The sequence below is a fragment of the Bacillus haynesii genome, assembly GCF_014042035.1.
GTDB classification, from domain to species: domain Bacteria; phylum Bacillota; class Bacilli; order Bacillales; family Bacillaceae; genus Bacillus; species Bacillus haynesii.
This window is the reverse complement of record NZ_CP059494.1, coordinates 451,099-465,925: the sequence shown is the minus strand read 5'-3', so window position 1 is coordinate 465,925 and position 14,827 is coordinate 451,099. Positions and strand designations below refer to the sequence as shown.

The window sequence follows — 14,827 nt, the reverse complement described above, 5'->3', positions numbered from 1 at the left end:
CCTGCAAGGGTTTTTAATCACGCTGATCCGGTTTTTTCGCTTTTAATGTCTTGTGAGCCTCTTCGACAATTTGATTGATCATCTCTTCTGCTAGCGGCGTTCCGGGTTGCGCCTCTCCGCCCCAATGCAAATGGAGAAGAAATTCGATGTTGCCGTCGCCGCCGGTAATCGGAGAAAACGAAGCGTTTCGGCAGTCGTATCCTTCTCGAGCCGCAAACCGGCTGATGTCATCAAGCACAGCTTTATGGACGAGAGGATCGCGGACGATCCCTTTTTTCCCTACAGATTCCCGCCCTGCTTCAAACTGCGGTTTGACGAGCGCGATACAGTCGCTTCCCGGCACTAAAATGTTTTTAAGCACGGGCAGGATGATTCTCAGCGAGATAAAAGAAACATCGATCGTTGCGAACTCCGGCAGCCCTTCCGTAAAATCGGCAGGTGTGCAATACCGGAAATTGGTGCGTTCCATCACAACAACCCGCTCATCCTGCCTCAGCTTCCAGGCGAGCTGATTATAACCGACATCAACGGCATATGAGCGGAGAGCGCCGTTTTGCAGCGCGCAGTCTGTAAAGCCGCCGGTGGACGAGCCGATGTCAATCATCAGCTTGCCTTGAACGGAGAGCTGAAACTCTTTTAATGCTTTTTCAAGTTTTAATCCGCCTCTTGAGACGTATTTTAACGGGTTTCCTTTAACGGTCAGCGGAATCGTGCGGTCGACCTTTTCGCCCGGCTTGTCCAGTCTGTTTTCATTCGTATAGACGATGCCGGCCATGATGGCCCTTTTCGCTTTTTCCCGCGTTTCCATTAACCCTCTTTCTACTAATAAAACATCGAGCCGTTCTTTTTTTCCTGTCATGATCCAATTCCTTTATGAGTCTTTACGGGCGTCAAGAGTCTTATTCGTCTGATGACGTCTTCTTTTGTCATTCCGATCTCTTCCAGAAGCTTGGCGACGCTGCCGTGTTCAATAAATTGATCAGGTATCCCCATTCTGTCAATGATCGGACTGTATGACTGATGTTCATGGGCATACTCAAGGATCGAGCTGCCGAATCCGCCTTGAAGCACAGCCTCTTCGATCGTTAAAATCGGAAGCCCCTCGTTCAGGATTTCCTTCAGCATGTTTTCATCAAGCGGCTTGATAAAACGGGCGTTAACCACTCTGACCGAACGTCCTTCTTTTTGCAGCTCCTCCGCGGCAGCAAGCGCCATCGGAATGGTCGTGCCAAACGTTAAAATGACCGCGTCTGTTCCAGGTCTCAACACTTCCCACGTTCCGATCGGGATCGTTTTCAATTCTTTATCCATTTTGACGCCGAGTCCGTTTCCGCGCGGAAAGCGCATGGCAATCGGGCCGTCGTCGTATTTGACAGCCGTGTTGACCATGTGCTGGCCTTCGTTTTCGTCTTTCGGCATCATGAGAACCAAATTTGGAATATGCCGTAAAAAAGCAATGTCAAACACGCCCTGGTGTGTTTCCCCGTCAGCGCCGACGAGACCTGCTCTGTCAATGCCGATAAATACATTTAAGTTTTGCCGGCAGATATCATGGACAACCTGGTCATAAGCGCGCTGAAGAAATGTCGAATAGATCGCCAGAAACGGCTTCATATTCTGAGTCGCGAGACCCGCCGCCATCGTTGCCGCATGCTGTTCCGCAATGCCGACATCAAACATGCGCTCCGGAAACTCGCTTGCAAATCCTTCAAGTTTTGAACCGACAGGCATGGCCGGAGTAATCGCCACAATCCGTTCATCGTCGCGGGCAAGCTTCCTGACCGTTTCGCTTACGAGCGAGCTCCATGATGGTGCAGCAGCTTTCGGTTTGACAAAGTCACCGGTATCGATTTTATATGGGCCGGTTCCGTGCCATGTGCCAGTTTTATCGGTTTCCGCAGGCTTATAGCCTTTTCCTTTTTTCGTAATAACGTGAAGGAGTACCGGGCCTTTCGTTTTCTTCGCATACTGCAAGTTCTCAAACAGTTCATCATAGGAATGACCGTCTACAGGCCCTAAATACGTGAATCCAAGCTCTTCAAAGAACATCCCGGATACCAGCAGATATTTAAGGCTGTCTTTGATCCGCTCGGCTGTAGCGGCAAGCTTCCCGCCCACAGCAGGAATCCGCTTGAACAAATACTCGAGCTCATCTTTGACCCATTGGTATTTTCCGGCTGTGCGCAGCCGTCCGAGCATGGAATGGATCGCTCCGACGTTTGGAGCGATGCTCATTTCGTTGTCATTCAAAATGACAATCATGTCTTTTTGTTCATGGCCGATATGGTTAAGCGCTTCAAGTGCCATGCCACCGGTCAGCGCACCGTCTCCGATGATCGGGATGATATATTCGTTTGTCCCTTTTAAGTCTCTCGCAGCCGCCATCCCCATCGCACCGGAGAGAGAAGTCGAGCTGTGGCCCGTTTCCCAGACATCATGTTCGCTTTCATTCCGTTTTGGAAAACCGCACAGTCCTTTATGCTGACGCAGCGTGGCGAAGTCCTTTCCGCGGCCAGTCAACAGTTTATGGACATACGATTGATGCCCCACATCCCACAAAAACTTATCTTTCGGGCTGTTAAATTCTTTATGCAATGCAATGGTAAGCTCGACAACGCCGAGATTCGGACCAATGTGCCCTCCGGATTCGGAAAGCGTTTCAATTAAAAAACGGCGAATTTCAGCGCTCAAGCTTTCCAGTTCTTCATTTGAAAGGTTCTTCAAAAATGCAGGGTCCTTTATCGATAACAGATCCAATCGGATCAACTCACTTTCAGCATGATTTCTGCAAGTATGCGCCTTGCTTCGTTTTAGGTTTTCAGCTTGAATTATTATATGATGAATTCATCCCCATGCGCAAACTTGCATATGCGGACGCTTCGTTTGAAAAAACAGCCGCTAACACAACGTGATAACGGCGCGGCGTTTTAGAGTTCAACTCTCTACATTTTATCATAATAAGCCTTAGATGCTCAAATGGAAGCCCTGTATCAATGATCCCTAGCGGCAATCATATCGCAGAACTCGTAAAGAAGCTCTTTTTCAAGCGGAAGCTCTGAAATCAGCTGTTTTGCTTTTTCAATATGTTCATCAAGCTTTTGGTTGGCGCCCTCAAGCGAAAGGAGCGACGGATAGGTCGATTTTCCGTTTGTCGCGTCAGATCCGATCCGTTTGCCGATTTTATCCTCCGAGCCTTCAAGGTCCAGAATGTCATCTCTGATCTGGAAGCCGATGCCGATATGATGGCTGAATTCGCGGAGCTTTTCGATCTCTTTTTCAGATGCATCCGCAAGAATCGCCCCCGCGATGACGCTGAAGCTGAGGAGTTTAGCCGTTTTCCCTTCGTGAATCCGCTGCAGTTCATCAAGAGATACAGACTTTGATTCCGCTTCCATATCTAAAATCTGGCCGCCGACCATGCCTTCAGCCCCCGCTGCCGAAATCAGCTCATTCACCAGCCTGATGCGTTTTTCAGCGGATACATGAGAAGGCATATTGGCAGTGATCATTTTGAAGCTTTCGGTTAATAAGGCATCTCCGGCGAGAATGGCCGTCGCCTCCCCGTAAATTTTATGGTTTGTCGGCTTTCCTCTTCTGAGGTCATCGTCATCCATACAAGGGAGGTCATCATGGATTAATGAATACGTATGGATCATTTCAACCGCGCATCCGACCGGAATTCCGGCTTCTTCGTCTTTTCCGTACGCATGAAGAAGCGCAAGAACCAAAATCGGTCTCAGCCGTTTCCCCCCGGCTTCCAATGAATACAGCATGGATTCCTTGAGGATGGACGGCGCTTGCAGGTCTTTAATATACATCGGAAGGCGCTCTTCGATTACTGTTTTTCTCGAATTTAAAAATCCGTCAAGTTTACCGGTCACCTTTTTCCTCCTCCCGAACACTGAAAGGAGCTAATTCCCCATTTTCCCGCAAAATGTAGTCCATCTGCTTTTCGACATTTTGCAGTTTTTCGTGGCACATTTTCGAAAGAGCCATCCCTTCCTGGAAATAGTCGATCGCCTTTTCCAAAGGCACGTCTCCCTCTTCAAGCTTTGATACGATCTGTTCCAGACCTTTCATCGCCTCTTCAAATGTCAGGTCCTCCCGGTTTGTTTTGTTTTCTTCAGCCATTTGTTTCGCCTCTCTTTTGCAGTACCTCACAGGTCAGCGTCCCATCGTTTAATGTGACACGGATCTCGTCTTTTTCATGAACCTGTTCAATACTTTTAATCAATTCGTTTTCTTTATATGTCAAACTGTACCCTCTTTCCATCACTTGGAGAGGGCTTAATGCATTCAGTTTACCAAGAACCGTTTGAAACTGCGAGTGAATCTGCTTAAGCTGCACATTCATATTCCGTTTCAGCCGGACTGTTTGCTCTTCATGCCTCTTTCTCGCTTGTTTAAGCTGCTCCTCTGGGTGAAGCATCTCCAGCTTGTATGTCTGTTCGTTCAGTTTTTGTTTTTTGCGGTCGACGGTCATCGCCAGCTGTTTTTGGAAGCGGTCGAATATCAGATCGAATTCCTGTTCCTTTTGGGCATACAGCCGTTTCGGGTATCGGAAGGCATAGGAAGACTGAAGGTTTTTCACCCGCTCCTGCCGCTTTTTCAACTCCTGCTGCATCGATTTTGTCATTCTCGCTTCGAGCGTTTTCAGGCGCTCCAGCAAGTCTAGCATATTAGGTACGGCCAGTTCGGCCGCTCCTGTCGGGGTCGCCGCGCGCAAATCCGCGACAAAATCGCTGATTGTAAAATCCGTTTCATGCCCGACAGCGGAAATGATCGGAATGTCAGAAGAAAAAATGGCCCTGGCGACAGCCTCTTCGTTAAATGCCCACAGCTCTTCGATTGATCCTCCTCCGCGTCCGACGATTAATACATCACATAACTCTCTGCGGTTAGCCTCTTTGATGCTGCTTACGATGGACTCGCCCGCGTTTACTCCTTGAACGAGCGTAGGAAGGACGATCACTTTTACAAGGGGGTATCTTCTTTTAATGGTGGTGATCACATCGCGTACAGCCGCTCCAGTTGGAGACGTGACAACACCGACGACGGATGGGAACGCGGGGATGGGTTTCTTGTATTTTTCATCAAACAAGCCTTCTTGCGATAGCTTTTTCTTAAGTTCCTCATACGCGAGATGAAGCGCACCTATGCCGTCCGGCTGTATTTCTTTTGCATAAAGCTGATAGTTGCCGCTCGGTTCATATACCGAAATGCCGCCTCTCACCAATACTTTCATCCCGTTTTCAGGGGTAAAGGCGAGATTTCTGTTTTGTCTGGCGAACATGACGGATTGAATGCGGGCATTATCATCTTTCAATGTAAAATAAATATGGCCTCTGCTATGTATTTTAACATTTGACAGCTCGCCCTTGATCCAAATATCTTCAAGATGGGGGTCCACGTCAAATTTGCGCTTAATATATTTTGTCAAAGCCGTGACCGTGACAAATGATATTTCACTCATGGCACAGTCTCCTTTCTAAGAAGGCACAAGAACGTTCATCCGCCGGCGCGAGACCAGGCGGATGAACGGTTGTACATTAAAGTTAAATTGTACGCTTCGCTGATTTAACCGTGTTATGGGCCAGCATTGTGATCGTCATCGGACCGACACCGCCCGGTACAGGTGTAATATAAGAAGCCTTTTCCTTCGCTTCTTCAAAATCAACATCACCGACGAGCTTTCCGTTGTCAAGGCGGTTGACGCCGACATCGATGACAACGGCTCCCTCTTTCATTTGATCCGCTTTAATGAAATTCGCCTTTCCGACAGCGACAATCAAAATGTCGGCTTTTTTTGTATGAGCCGTAATGTCGGCCGTTCTTGAATGGCAGTACGTAACGGTTGCGTTTTCGTTCAAGAGCAGCTGCCCTACCGGCTTTCCGACGATATTACTTCGCCCGACGACAACAACCTCTTTTCCCGACAGATCAATCTCGGTTTTCTTTAAAAGCTCCACGATGCCCGCAGGTGTGCAAGGCAGAAATGTATCTTCGCCAAGCAGCATCTTCCCTACGTTTAATGGATGAAAACCGTCAACATCTTTGTCAGGGGATATTCTTTCGATCACCGCTTGTTCGGAAATATGATCCGGAAGAGGCAGCTGGACAAGAATTCCGTGAAAGTCGTCATTTTGGTTGTACTGGTCAATCACTTCAAGCAGCTCCTGTTCAGAGAAGCTTGCATCGAAATGATCCAGCTGAAAACGAATCCCCATTGCTTCAGCTGCTTTTTTCTTTCCCCGTACATATGAAAGAGACGCCGGATCATCACCAATTAAAATAACGGCCAGTCCCGGGGTAACTCCTTGTTTTTTCAGCTCTTCAACTTCCTTGGCCAGCTGCCCGCGCTTTTCCTTTGCTGTTTCTTTCCCGTCGATGATGGTTGCTGTCATTTGCTCTCCTCCTAGATTATTCAAGATCGGATTTAATGTTAGAAAGAACACCGTTTACAAACTTCGCCGACTTGTCATCACCAAATTGCTTTGCCAGTTCAATCGCTTCATTCATAGAGACGTTGACAGGTATGTCATCTAAAAAGATCATTTCATAGGCGGACAAACGCAAAATCGCGCGGTCGACATTCGCCAGCCTGTCAAGCTTCCAATTGACGAGATGCTGTTTGATCATCTCATCGATTTTCTCTTTGTTCTCTAAGACCCCGTAAACAAGCTGCTCGAAAAAAGCGTCGCTTTCCTGCCCGTCCAAGGCATGCTGCATCGCTTCATTCGGTTCAATATCACTGACATCAATCTGGAATAGTGACTGCAAAGCCTTTTCTCTTGCTGTTCTTCTTTTCATTCTTTCTTTTTCTCCTTTAACCCTCTTTGCTGCTTGCCGTTTAAGCCACAAAGAGATCATATCATATTTTTAGTCTTTCCGCATGCAAAAATCGCGGTTTTATCGTCAATAACCGAATAATACGGAACAATCATTTATTATCATTCGTTTTTCGAACTTCTTAACAAACTTTCCGGTTTCTCTTATTTTTGATCGATAACGGCGGAAAGATGCTTTTAAACGTTATTTTTTAAACGGAACATGAAAAAACCAAAGGGCCGTCATTCCCCTTGGTTCTTCCACTTCACCGCACTACATCTCTTGATCGACTTCCACCTCGTGCGTTTTTGAATCGAATTGAATGCCAACGATGTGAATATTGATTTCATTAATCGAAAGAGCTGTCATATTGAGAAGCGTCTGGCGGATATTATCCTGAACGGCATTTGCAACTTTAGGAATCGAAACGCCAAACATCATCACGCAATAAACATCAATGATAATTCCGTCGTCGGACAAATCAACTTTGACGCCTTTTCCGTGATTCTTTTTTCCAAACCGTTCAACGACACCTGTCGCGAAATTACCGCGCATTTCAGCTACGCCCTCAACTTCGGAAGCTGCGATTCCGGCAATGACTTCGATGACTTCCGGAGCGATCTCCACTTTTCCTAAATGATTGTCTTCATGGCTCATTTCCAATAAGCTGTTGTCGTCTTTCAATATGTTCACCTCCGTTAAAATTACGACCCCATTACATCATATATTTCTAAAAACTTCGTATTAAATTCTCCGCTTACGAATGTTTCGTGCTCAAGCAGCTTCAGATGGAACGGTATCGTCGTATGAACGCCTTCGATGACGAATTCGCTCAACGCTCTTTTCATTCTTGAAACAGCTTCTTCCCTCGTCTTCCCGTAAGTGATGACTTTTGCAATCATGCTGTCGTAATAAGGGGGAATCGAGTATCCTGGATAAGCCGCAGAGTCCACTCTGACGCCGAGCCCGCCCGGAGGCAGATACATCTCGATTTTTCCCGGAGAAGGCATGAAGTTTTTCTCAGGGTTTTCCGCATTAATCCGGCATTCGATTGCCCAGCCGTTAAAGGTGACTTCATCTTGGGTGAGGGTTAATTTTTCGCCTGACGCCACTTTGATCTGCTCTTTAATCAAATCAACGCCCGTCACCATCTCTGTCACCGGATGCTCAACCTGAATGCGCGTGTTCATTTCCATAAAATAGAACTTCTGCTCGCGGTAATCGTAGATAAATTCAACCGTTCCCGCGCCCGTGTATTTCACGGCTTCAGCCGCTTTGACAGCCGCCTGCCCCATCTGCTCCCTGATTCCTTCATCCAGAGCAGGTGAAGGGGTTTCTTCGAGCAGTTTTTGGAGCCTTCTTTGGATTGAGCAGTCGCGTTCACCCAAGTGAATCGTGTTTCCGTGTGTGTCTGCAAGCACTTGGATCTCCACGTGTCTGAAGTCTTCAATATATTTTTCAATGTACACACCCGGGTTGCCGAAAGCGGTGGCAGCTTCCTGCTGAGTGATTTTAATGCCGTTGATCAGTTCTTCTTCCGTACGGGCGACCCTGATTCCTTTTCCGCCGCCCCCGGCAGTTGCCTTTATAATGACAGGATACCCTATATCGCGTGCCAATGAAACCGCATCTTCAATATCTTCAATAATTCCTTTGGAGCCCGGTACGATCGGAACACCAGCCTGCTGCATTGTTTCCCTTGCAACATCCTTTGTTCCCATCTTAGAAATCGCGTCTGCTGTCGGACCTACGAAGGTTACGTTTACCTCTTCGCAAAGCTCGGCAAAATCGGCGTTTTCCGCCAGGAAGCCGTAGCCCGGGTGAATCGCGTCAGCACCGGTCATTTTAGCGACGCTGACGATGTTCGTTATATTCAAGTAGCTGTCTTTTGAAAGCTTAGGTCCGATGCAAAATGCTTCATCAGCCATCTGAACATGGAGCGCCTCTCTGTCGGCCTCGGAAAAGACGGCTACCGTTTCAATCCCCAGTTCTTTACAAGCTCTGATAATTCTGACAGCAATTTCTCCCCTGTTCGCAATTAGTAGCTTTTTGATCATCTTATTGCTCCTTACTCTGCTTTTACTAAAAATAAAGGTTGTCCGTATTCAACCAGCTGGCCGTTTTCAACTAATACTTCAACGATCTCGCCTTTCACTTCGGCTTCGATCTCATTGAAGAGCTTCATCGCTTCCACAATGCAGACGACAGAGGATTCTGATACCTTCGAACCGACTGTTACGTAAGGATCGGCTTCAGGCGAAGAAGACGCATAAAACGTTCCGACCATCGGAGAGGTGATTTTGTGGAAGTTCCCGCCGTCTTTTGCCGCTTCTTCTGCTGCAGGCGCTTCCTGAACTGGCGCTTGCTTTGCTGGAGCTTCCGGAGCCGGTGTTTGAACAGGCGCCGCAGCCACTTGCTGAATGGTTTGCACGGTTCCGCTTTGTTTTTTCAATTCAACCTTCGATCCTTCGTTTTCGTATGTAAATTCATTTATCGAAGATTCATCAATTAATTTTATCAACTGTCTGATTTCATCAATGTTTAACATGCTATCGCACTCCTAATGAAAAAGATTTTACGCATTTATCAGTTAGTACTAAAAGTACATACTATATTCATCTTACAGGAGAGGAATGCCGAATTCAACTACAATCATGAGCGCTCAGCAGCAACAGGGGCCTTAGACATAAAAAAATCCCGCTTTTTGCAAGCGGGACATGTTTAATCTGCTGGCTCGAACGTCACAGCCACATCGTTTAAGTTTTTCACTTCTTTAGCGACGATGTCGATGATATCAGTGGCAGCGGCTTTTGAGTGCTCTTTCGCCTTCACCGTAATATTGACTTTATCGCCGTCGGCGTTGACCAAGGCGTCTTTATAGCCTTTTGTTTTGATCAGGGTTTCAAGCGTCTTTTCCGTTCCTTCAGCTTCGCTGAGCTCTGTCATCTTGTCGTAAGCTTCGCTTTTTTCCTTTGCCGTCGCTTTATCACTTCTGACGATTTCAGTTAATTCCTCCCTCTCCCTGCTGCGCTGATCGTCCATTTCCATGCGGTATGTTGTGAATAAATCTTCTCCACCGGATGATTCTTCTGTGACAACCTCTCCGTTCTGCTCACTCGCAGACGTTTCTTTATCTTTTGCGTCTTTCCCTTCAGTTTTGTCTTTAGCAGGCGCGGTGTCTTCTTTGCCATCCTTGGCAGGCTCTTCTTTCATCGGTTTTTCTTTTTCAGCGGCAACTTGTTCTTTGTCATCCACCGTGACGACATTTTCTCCTTCAGGCGACATAATGTAGTAGACACTCAGCACAACGACGAGACTTAACATGGTTAAAAGCCAAACCGTTTGTTTTTTCAGCATCATTTATGAATCCTCCTTCATTTTTTTAGGGGCAACAGCGACGCGGTGGCTCGGAACATCAAGAACTCTTGTCACTGCTTCAATGATGGTTTTTTTTATTTGAACGTTGTCGACTCCCTGAGCGACAACGAGAACACCCCTGATATCGGGCTTTTTCGTCTGAACGACAACTGGCGTCTCTTTATCTCCGTTTTTAATGATGACGATTTCTTCGTCGGACGACATTTCAGACACCGTCCGCTTGCCTCCCTGTTTATCTGTCTCATTCGTTGAAGTCTCCTGGGTTTTTCTGTTTTTCTCGAATATTTTCAATGATGTTGCATCAACATTGACGACGATTGACACGTCCTCAACGCCGATGATCGTTTCCAATATGTCTTTGAGCTGATTCTCATATTCCTGTTCGTAATCTTGGATCGAGTCCTTCGGCTTGTCATCTGAGGCGGGCTTAAACACTTCTTTTTCACCTTCACCGCTCTGTCCGGCGCTTTCAGACGGAGCCTTTTGTGAAGCTGTCGGCTGATCTGCCGCTCGATCTTGAGAAGGTTCGGAAGAGAAGATCTGACTGACGAGCATGAAGGAAACGCCGAGAACAAAAAGCAGCAGAAAGTAGTGATATTTCGTCAGCTTTTTTCCGTCTTTCTCTTCTTTCGGCAGCAGGTGGCCGATCAGCTTTTCGATCCAGGTTCTTTTATTCATTGCCGCTTCGTTCTCCCCCTTCGATATGAACTGTAATCTTGTCGGGGCTTATTTCCCATATGCCTGCTAGCTGTTCTCTGACTTCCCCCGTCTCTTTCTTTTCTCTTTCTCGCATGGACTGGTAGCCGCGATCCGTATTGATCTCGACAGGAGCGACGGCTTGGACCGTTTTTTCCGATGCTGGTTGCAAGAATACTGAGACTTCCGCATGTTTACTGAAATCTTTCTCTGTTTTCAGCTGGCTGTCAGAAGAAACCGCGACTCGGTCTATCTTGTATTTGTCGCTGGCAAAACTGCTCTCTGCGTTCTTTTTCAGTTGAACAGCCATCTGTTCTAAGATATATGCTTGTTGTGAGGCTTGTATTTCTTTTTTTTCTGAATTCAGCTGATTTTTTATTTCGTTTGATTGAACTTGTCCGTTTTTTGTAAGCTTCTCAAAAATCACATCCGGATCGGTCCTGAATAAAGAGAAGATCGGATTCAGTATCACAACGATCAGGAGCAGGCTGATCACCATTTTCGCGTATTTTTGCATGCTCGAATTCGGCAGAAGCATATCGATGACGATTGCCATCAGAATAAATAGAATAATATTCGTGAGCCACTCTGTCAGAAATTCCATCTCATCCCTCCCTACTTCATCATCATCGTCAGATTCCCCGCTGTAATGATCACGGTTAAGCTTAAGAAAAACATCAGCGAAACGATGGCCATGGCAGCGAAAATGTAGATGACGCTTTTGCTGATGACATCCAGGCAGCTGATAACCGGACCGCCTCCGAGAGGCTGGAGAACTGCTGCGGCAATTTTGTATATGAGCGCGAGGGAGAGGATTTTAATCGCAGGAAAAGCTGCGATGCAAATCAAGATCGCCACACCGAGTATCCCGACGGTGTTTTTCAGCAGGAGAGACGCGCTGATCACCGTGTCCGTCGCTTCGGTAAACATGCGGCCCAATACGGGGATGAAGTTACCGGTGATGAATTTTGCCGTCCGCAAAGTAATGCCGTCCGTCACTGCGGCTGAGGCGCCCTGAACCGAGATGACACCGAGGAATACGGTTAAAAATGCAGCCAGCGTGCCGATCGCCGCATTTCTGAGGAGCTGGGCCAGCTGTGTGACTTTATATTGGTCCGTCATCGTGCTGACAATGCTTAAAATCGCTGATAAAAATAAAAGCGGCATCACGATAAATTGGATAAACAAGCCGCTCGTGTTCATGAGAAAGAGAATGACCGGATGAAAGAATGCGGCTGAGGCGGCTCCCCCCGAAGTCGCCATCAGCGCTAGAAGCAGAGGTACGAGCGACAGGATAAAGCTTGTCATCGTCTGGATCGCTTCATTCGCATATGTAACAGCAACCCGAAAGCTGTTAAGCGCAAGAATGATCAGCACCATGTAGACAATTGCATACGCCACTTTGCTGACGGTGCTTTGCTGAAACGCGTTTTGCAAAAGCTGAAGCAGCACGCAGAAGATGGTCAACAGGATCAGCGTCCCCAGCAGCTTCCCGTTAGCCAGCACTTCATGGAACAAGTAAGAAAACAGCGCTTTGCCCCATTCCTCAGGCGAAAAGTGCTTTTCACCTTTGACAAATTCAAGCAGGCTTCCTTTTTGACTTTCGGGAAGGTGTCCCCCATACTCTGTCAAAATGTTGTTCCAGAACTCCCCGACCCGGTCAAGCTCCAATCCTTCAGCCTGCTGTTTGGCCATTGCTTCGGCTGATTCTTCTGCGGCGGTTTCCCCAGCCGGCTCCGCTTCTTTTGGCGAAGCTTGTACATCACGCGCTCCAAAGCATACGATTCCGATGATCAACAGCCAGAACAGAAAACGCTTCACTCAGGAAATCCTCCTTTCTGACTAAGACATGGAAGGGATGAGTCCGATGATCGTTTCGATAATCACGGTTAAAATAGGCACAGCCATGACTAAAATGAGGATTTTGCCTGCCAATTCGATTTTCGAAGCAATCGCACCCTGTCCGGCATCCTTTGTCAGCTGGGCGCCAAACTCCGCAATATAAGCAATCCCGATAATTTTCAAAATCGTTTCGACATACATCATGTTGATGTTGGCATTGGCAGCTATTTTTTCAATCATCCGAATGATTTCGTAGACCTGATCTACTAAGAATAGAAAAATTGTGCAGCCGGCAAAAACGATAATCATAAAAGCAAACGTCGGTTTTTGCTCTTTCACAATCAAGCTGAGGAAGGTGGCGATCATTCCCAATCCTACGATTTGAACGATTTCAATGAGTGAGCCCCCCTATCCTTGAAATAGAAAGACAGCTTTTATCTTTTGGAATAGATCATCGACAACAGTAGCCACCATGAACAAAATATAAATGAATCCTAAAAGTGTGACCCATTGGGCATATTCCTTCTTCCCCATTTGATCCAGTATGGTGTGAAGAAAAGCGACGACGATCCCGACGCCGGCAATTTGAAAAATAATATTTACGTCTACTCCCATTTCGTGTATGCTCCCCTCTTCATTACATCAATAGAAGAATCAGCAGTAGTCCCGACAAAAACCCAAGGCTCTTCACCATCTTTTCATTTTTCGCCTGGGCGAGATTTGCTTCAGCTTCCTCTGTCTCTAAATGGGTTAACGCCAGTTTGATATGTTTTTGCTGAGAAATCAGATCATGACGGCCAAGCGTTTCGCCGAATTGCCGTAAAATCTCGTATTCTTTCTTTTTGAGAGCCGTTTCGGGCCATACTTTCTCCAGGCTGTCTTCCCATGCCGTCCCTGCTGAAGCGCTGCCTTTTTCCAGCTGTTCTGCAAATGTCTGAAACAAAGAGGCTACCGGCTCGGAAAGCTGGTGTGCGATCTGTTTTGATGCCTGACGGAGCGGCGTGTGCCCGTACATGATTTCAGCCTCCAAAGACTGCAAAGCGGCCAGCAGCTGGCGGATTTGCTTCGGTCTTTCCCTGAAAGGCTTCGCCATTTCAAATCCTGTCCATGTGGCTGCTGCCAAAATAAGCACGGCACCTAAAAGCTTCAGCATGATAACATCCTCTTCGCCGCGCAGAGAGGCTCTCCGTTCCCGTTTAAGATGCGGCTCAGGCTGCCGGGACCGTTCTTTCTGGAAAGTTCCACGACTCTCTCAAAAACCCGGTGCTCCTGAAGCATTTTCAATGATGGACGCCTGGCGATATCGGCATATGTGTAGCCGTGTGCCGAAACGATGACAGACACCCCCGCATGGACCGCTTCCAAGAGCGCTTCCGCGTCTTCCATTCTCCCGATCTCATCGGCGATCATCACCTCCGGACTCATTGATCTGATCATCATCATCAGGCCTTCCGCTTTTGGACAGGCGTCAAGGATGTCTGCCCTGTCGCCGAGCCGATATTGCGGGATTCCGTTTACACAACCTGCGATTTCAGACCTTTCGTCAACAATTCCCACCTTTTTGGCAGGCACGTTGCCGCTTCCTGAGCTGATCAGCCTGGCGAGGTCTCTGAGCAGTGTTGTTTTTCCGGTTTGCGGCGGACCGATAATCAGCGTGTTCAGCCACGAGTTTTGAAATAAATGGGGGATATACGGTTTGGAAATGCCGATTTTTTCTTTGGCAATCCGGATATTAAATGATGATATTTCCCTGATTCCTTTGACAGCCCCGTTTTCGACGACAACCCGGCCGGCAAGCCCCACGCGGTGTCCGCCTCTGATCGTGACATATCCTTTTTTCAATTCCTCTTCCAGTGTATACATGCTGTAATTTCCCAGCCTGTTTAAAAGAAGCGCCGAGTCTTCAGGCGTCGCCGCATAAGGGAGAAAGCGCGGCTTTCCTTTGTTCACCAGTTCCAGCGGACGACTTGTCCGAATCCGAATTTCTTCTATCTGATCGATTTCATGGTCGTCAAGACCGCTGAGCGCGCGTTTGATCGTATCGGGGAGAATCTCTGTGATGTGATGCAAAAACACTCCCTCC

At 47.4% G+C, this 14,827-nt stretch carries 18 protein-coding genes; all 18 read right to left on the bottom strand.

Features of this window, described 5'->3' with window-relative positions:
• Positions 1–13: 13 nt before the first annotated feature.
• The 18 genes from H2R00_RS02450 to spoIIIAA all read right to left on the bottom strand — a co-directional run bounded on the left by H2R00_RS02450 (position 14) and on the right by spoIIIAA (position 14,814).
• Complete coding sequence (locus tag H2R00_RS02450; RefSeq protein ID WP_154994148.1) at positions 14–859, bottom strand: TlyA family RNA methyltransferase; 846 nt, start codon at positions 857–859, stop codon at positions 14–16.
• Complete coding sequence (gene dxs / locus H2R00_RS02445; protein WP_182070398.1) at positions 856–2,757, bottom strand: 1-deoxy-D-xylulose-5-phosphate synthase; 1,902 nt, start codon at positions 2,755–2,757, stop codon at positions 856–858. Before dxs ends, H2R00_RS02450 begins: the two co-directional genes overlap by 4 nt.
• A 233-nt stretch (positions 2,758–2,990) precedes the next feature.
• On the bottom strand, positions 2,991–3,881 hold the full coding sequence (locus H2R00_RS02440) for a polyprenyl synthetase family protein (protein WP_154997692.1): 891 nt from the start codon (positions 3,879–3,881) through the stop codon (positions 2,991–2,993).
• Entirely contained in the window at positions 3,871–4,131 is a 261-nt protein-coding gene (locus tag H2R00_RS02435) for an exodeoxyribonuclease VII small subunit (protein ID WP_020452133.1), read from the bottom strand. Before H2R00_RS02435 ends, H2R00_RS02440 begins: the two co-directional genes overlap by 11 nt.
• Positions 4,124–5,473, bottom strand: a complete 1,350-nt coding sequence (gene xseA / locus H2R00_RS02430) for an exodeoxyribonuclease VII large subunit (protein WP_154997690.1) — start codon at positions 5,471–5,473, stop codon at positions 4,124–4,126. Before xseA ends, H2R00_RS02435 begins: the two co-directional genes overlap by 8 nt.
• A gap of 82 nt (positions 5,474–5,555) precedes the next feature.
• The gene (folD, locus tag H2R00_RS02425; RefSeq protein WP_076793466.1) at positions 5,556–6,404 is read right to left on the bottom strand and encodes a bifunctional methylenetetrahydrofolate dehydrogenase/methenyltetrahydrofolate cyclohydrolase FolD; all 849 of its coding nucleotides are present in this window, start codon (positions 6,402–6,404) and stop codon (positions 5,556–5,558) included.
• Positions 6,405–6,420: 16 nt separating this feature from the next.
• On the bottom strand, positions 6,421–6,810 hold the full coding sequence (nusB, locus tag H2R00_RS02420) for a transcription antitermination factor NusB (RefSeq protein WP_154997688.1): 390 nt from the start codon (positions 6,808–6,810) through the stop codon (positions 6,421–6,423).
• A 291-nt stretch (positions 6,811–7,101) separates the two neighbouring features.
• Positions 7,102–7,485: an Asp23/Gls24 family envelope stress response protein gene (locus H2R00_RS02415; RefSeq protein ID WP_031304734.1), complete on the bottom strand. Its 384-nt coding sequence runs from the start codon at positions 7,483–7,485 to the stop codon at positions 7,102–7,104.
• Positions 7,486–7,532: 47 nt separating this feature from the next.
• The gene (gene accC / locus H2R00_RS02410) at positions 7,533–8,885 is read right to left on the bottom strand and encodes an acetyl-CoA carboxylase biotin carboxylase subunit (protein WP_154997686.1); all 1,353 of its coding nucleotides are present in this window, start codon (positions 8,883–8,885) and stop codon (positions 7,533–7,535) included.
• 11 nt (positions 8,886–8,896) lie between these two features.
• The gene (gene accB / locus H2R00_RS02405) at positions 8,897–9,376 is read right to left on the bottom strand and encodes an acetyl-CoA carboxylase biotin carboxyl carrier protein (RefSeq protein WP_182070397.1); all 480 of its coding nucleotides are present in this window, start codon (positions 9,374–9,376) and stop codon (positions 8,897–8,899) included.
• Positions 9,377–9,549: 173 nt separating this feature from the next.
• Positions 9,550–10,188: a SpoIIIAH-like family protein gene (locus H2R00_RS02400; RefSeq protein WP_154997682.1), complete on the bottom strand. Its 639-nt coding sequence runs from the start codon at positions 10,186–10,188 to the stop codon at positions 9,550–9,552.
• Positions 10,189–10,884, bottom strand: coding sequence for a stage III sporulation protein AG (gene spoIIIAG / locus H2R00_RS02395; RefSeq protein WP_154997680.1), 696 nt, complete (start codon positions 10,882–10,884; stop codon positions 10,189–10,191).
• The gene (gene spoIIIAF / locus H2R00_RS02390; RefSeq protein ID WP_154997678.1) at positions 10,877–11,506 is read right to left on the bottom strand and encodes a stage III sporulation protein AF; all 630 of its coding nucleotides are present in this window, start codon (positions 11,504–11,506) and stop codon (positions 10,877–10,879) included. Before spoIIIAF ends, spoIIIAG begins: the two co-directional genes overlap by 8 nt.
• Before the next feature lie 11 nt (positions 11,507–11,517).
• On the bottom strand, positions 11,518–12,723 hold the full coding sequence (spoIIIAE, locus tag H2R00_RS02385) for a stage III sporulation protein AE (RefSeq protein ID WP_182070396.1): 1,206 nt from the start codon (positions 12,721–12,723) through the stop codon (positions 11,518–11,520).
• A gap of 21 nt (positions 12,724–12,744) precedes the next feature.
• Positions 12,745–13,110, bottom strand: a complete 366-nt coding sequence (spoIIIAD, locus tag H2R00_RS02380; RefSeq protein WP_043927931.1) for a stage III sporulation protein AD — start codon at positions 13,108–13,110, stop codon at positions 12,745–12,747.
• A 42-nt stretch (positions 13,111–13,152) separates the two neighbouring features.
• The gene (gene spoIIIAC / locus H2R00_RS02375; protein ID WP_003183409.1) at positions 13,153–13,359 is read right to left on the bottom strand and encodes a stage III sporulation protein AC; all 207 of its coding nucleotides are present in this window, start codon (positions 13,357–13,359) and stop codon (positions 13,153–13,155) included.
• Between the two features lie 22 nt (positions 13,360–13,381).
• Entirely contained in the window at positions 13,382–13,897 is a 516-nt protein-coding gene (spoIIIAB, locus tag H2R00_RS02370) for a stage III sporulation protein SpoIIIAB (protein ID WP_154997674.1), read from the bottom strand.
• On the bottom strand, positions 13,891–14,814 hold the full coding sequence (spoIIIAA, locus tag H2R00_RS02365) for a stage III sporulation protein AA (protein ID WP_182070395.1): 924 nt from the start codon (positions 14,812–14,814) through the stop codon (positions 13,891–13,893). Before spoIIIAA ends, spoIIIAB begins: the two co-directional genes overlap by 7 nt.
• Positions 14,815–14,827 lie beyond the last annotated feature (13 nt).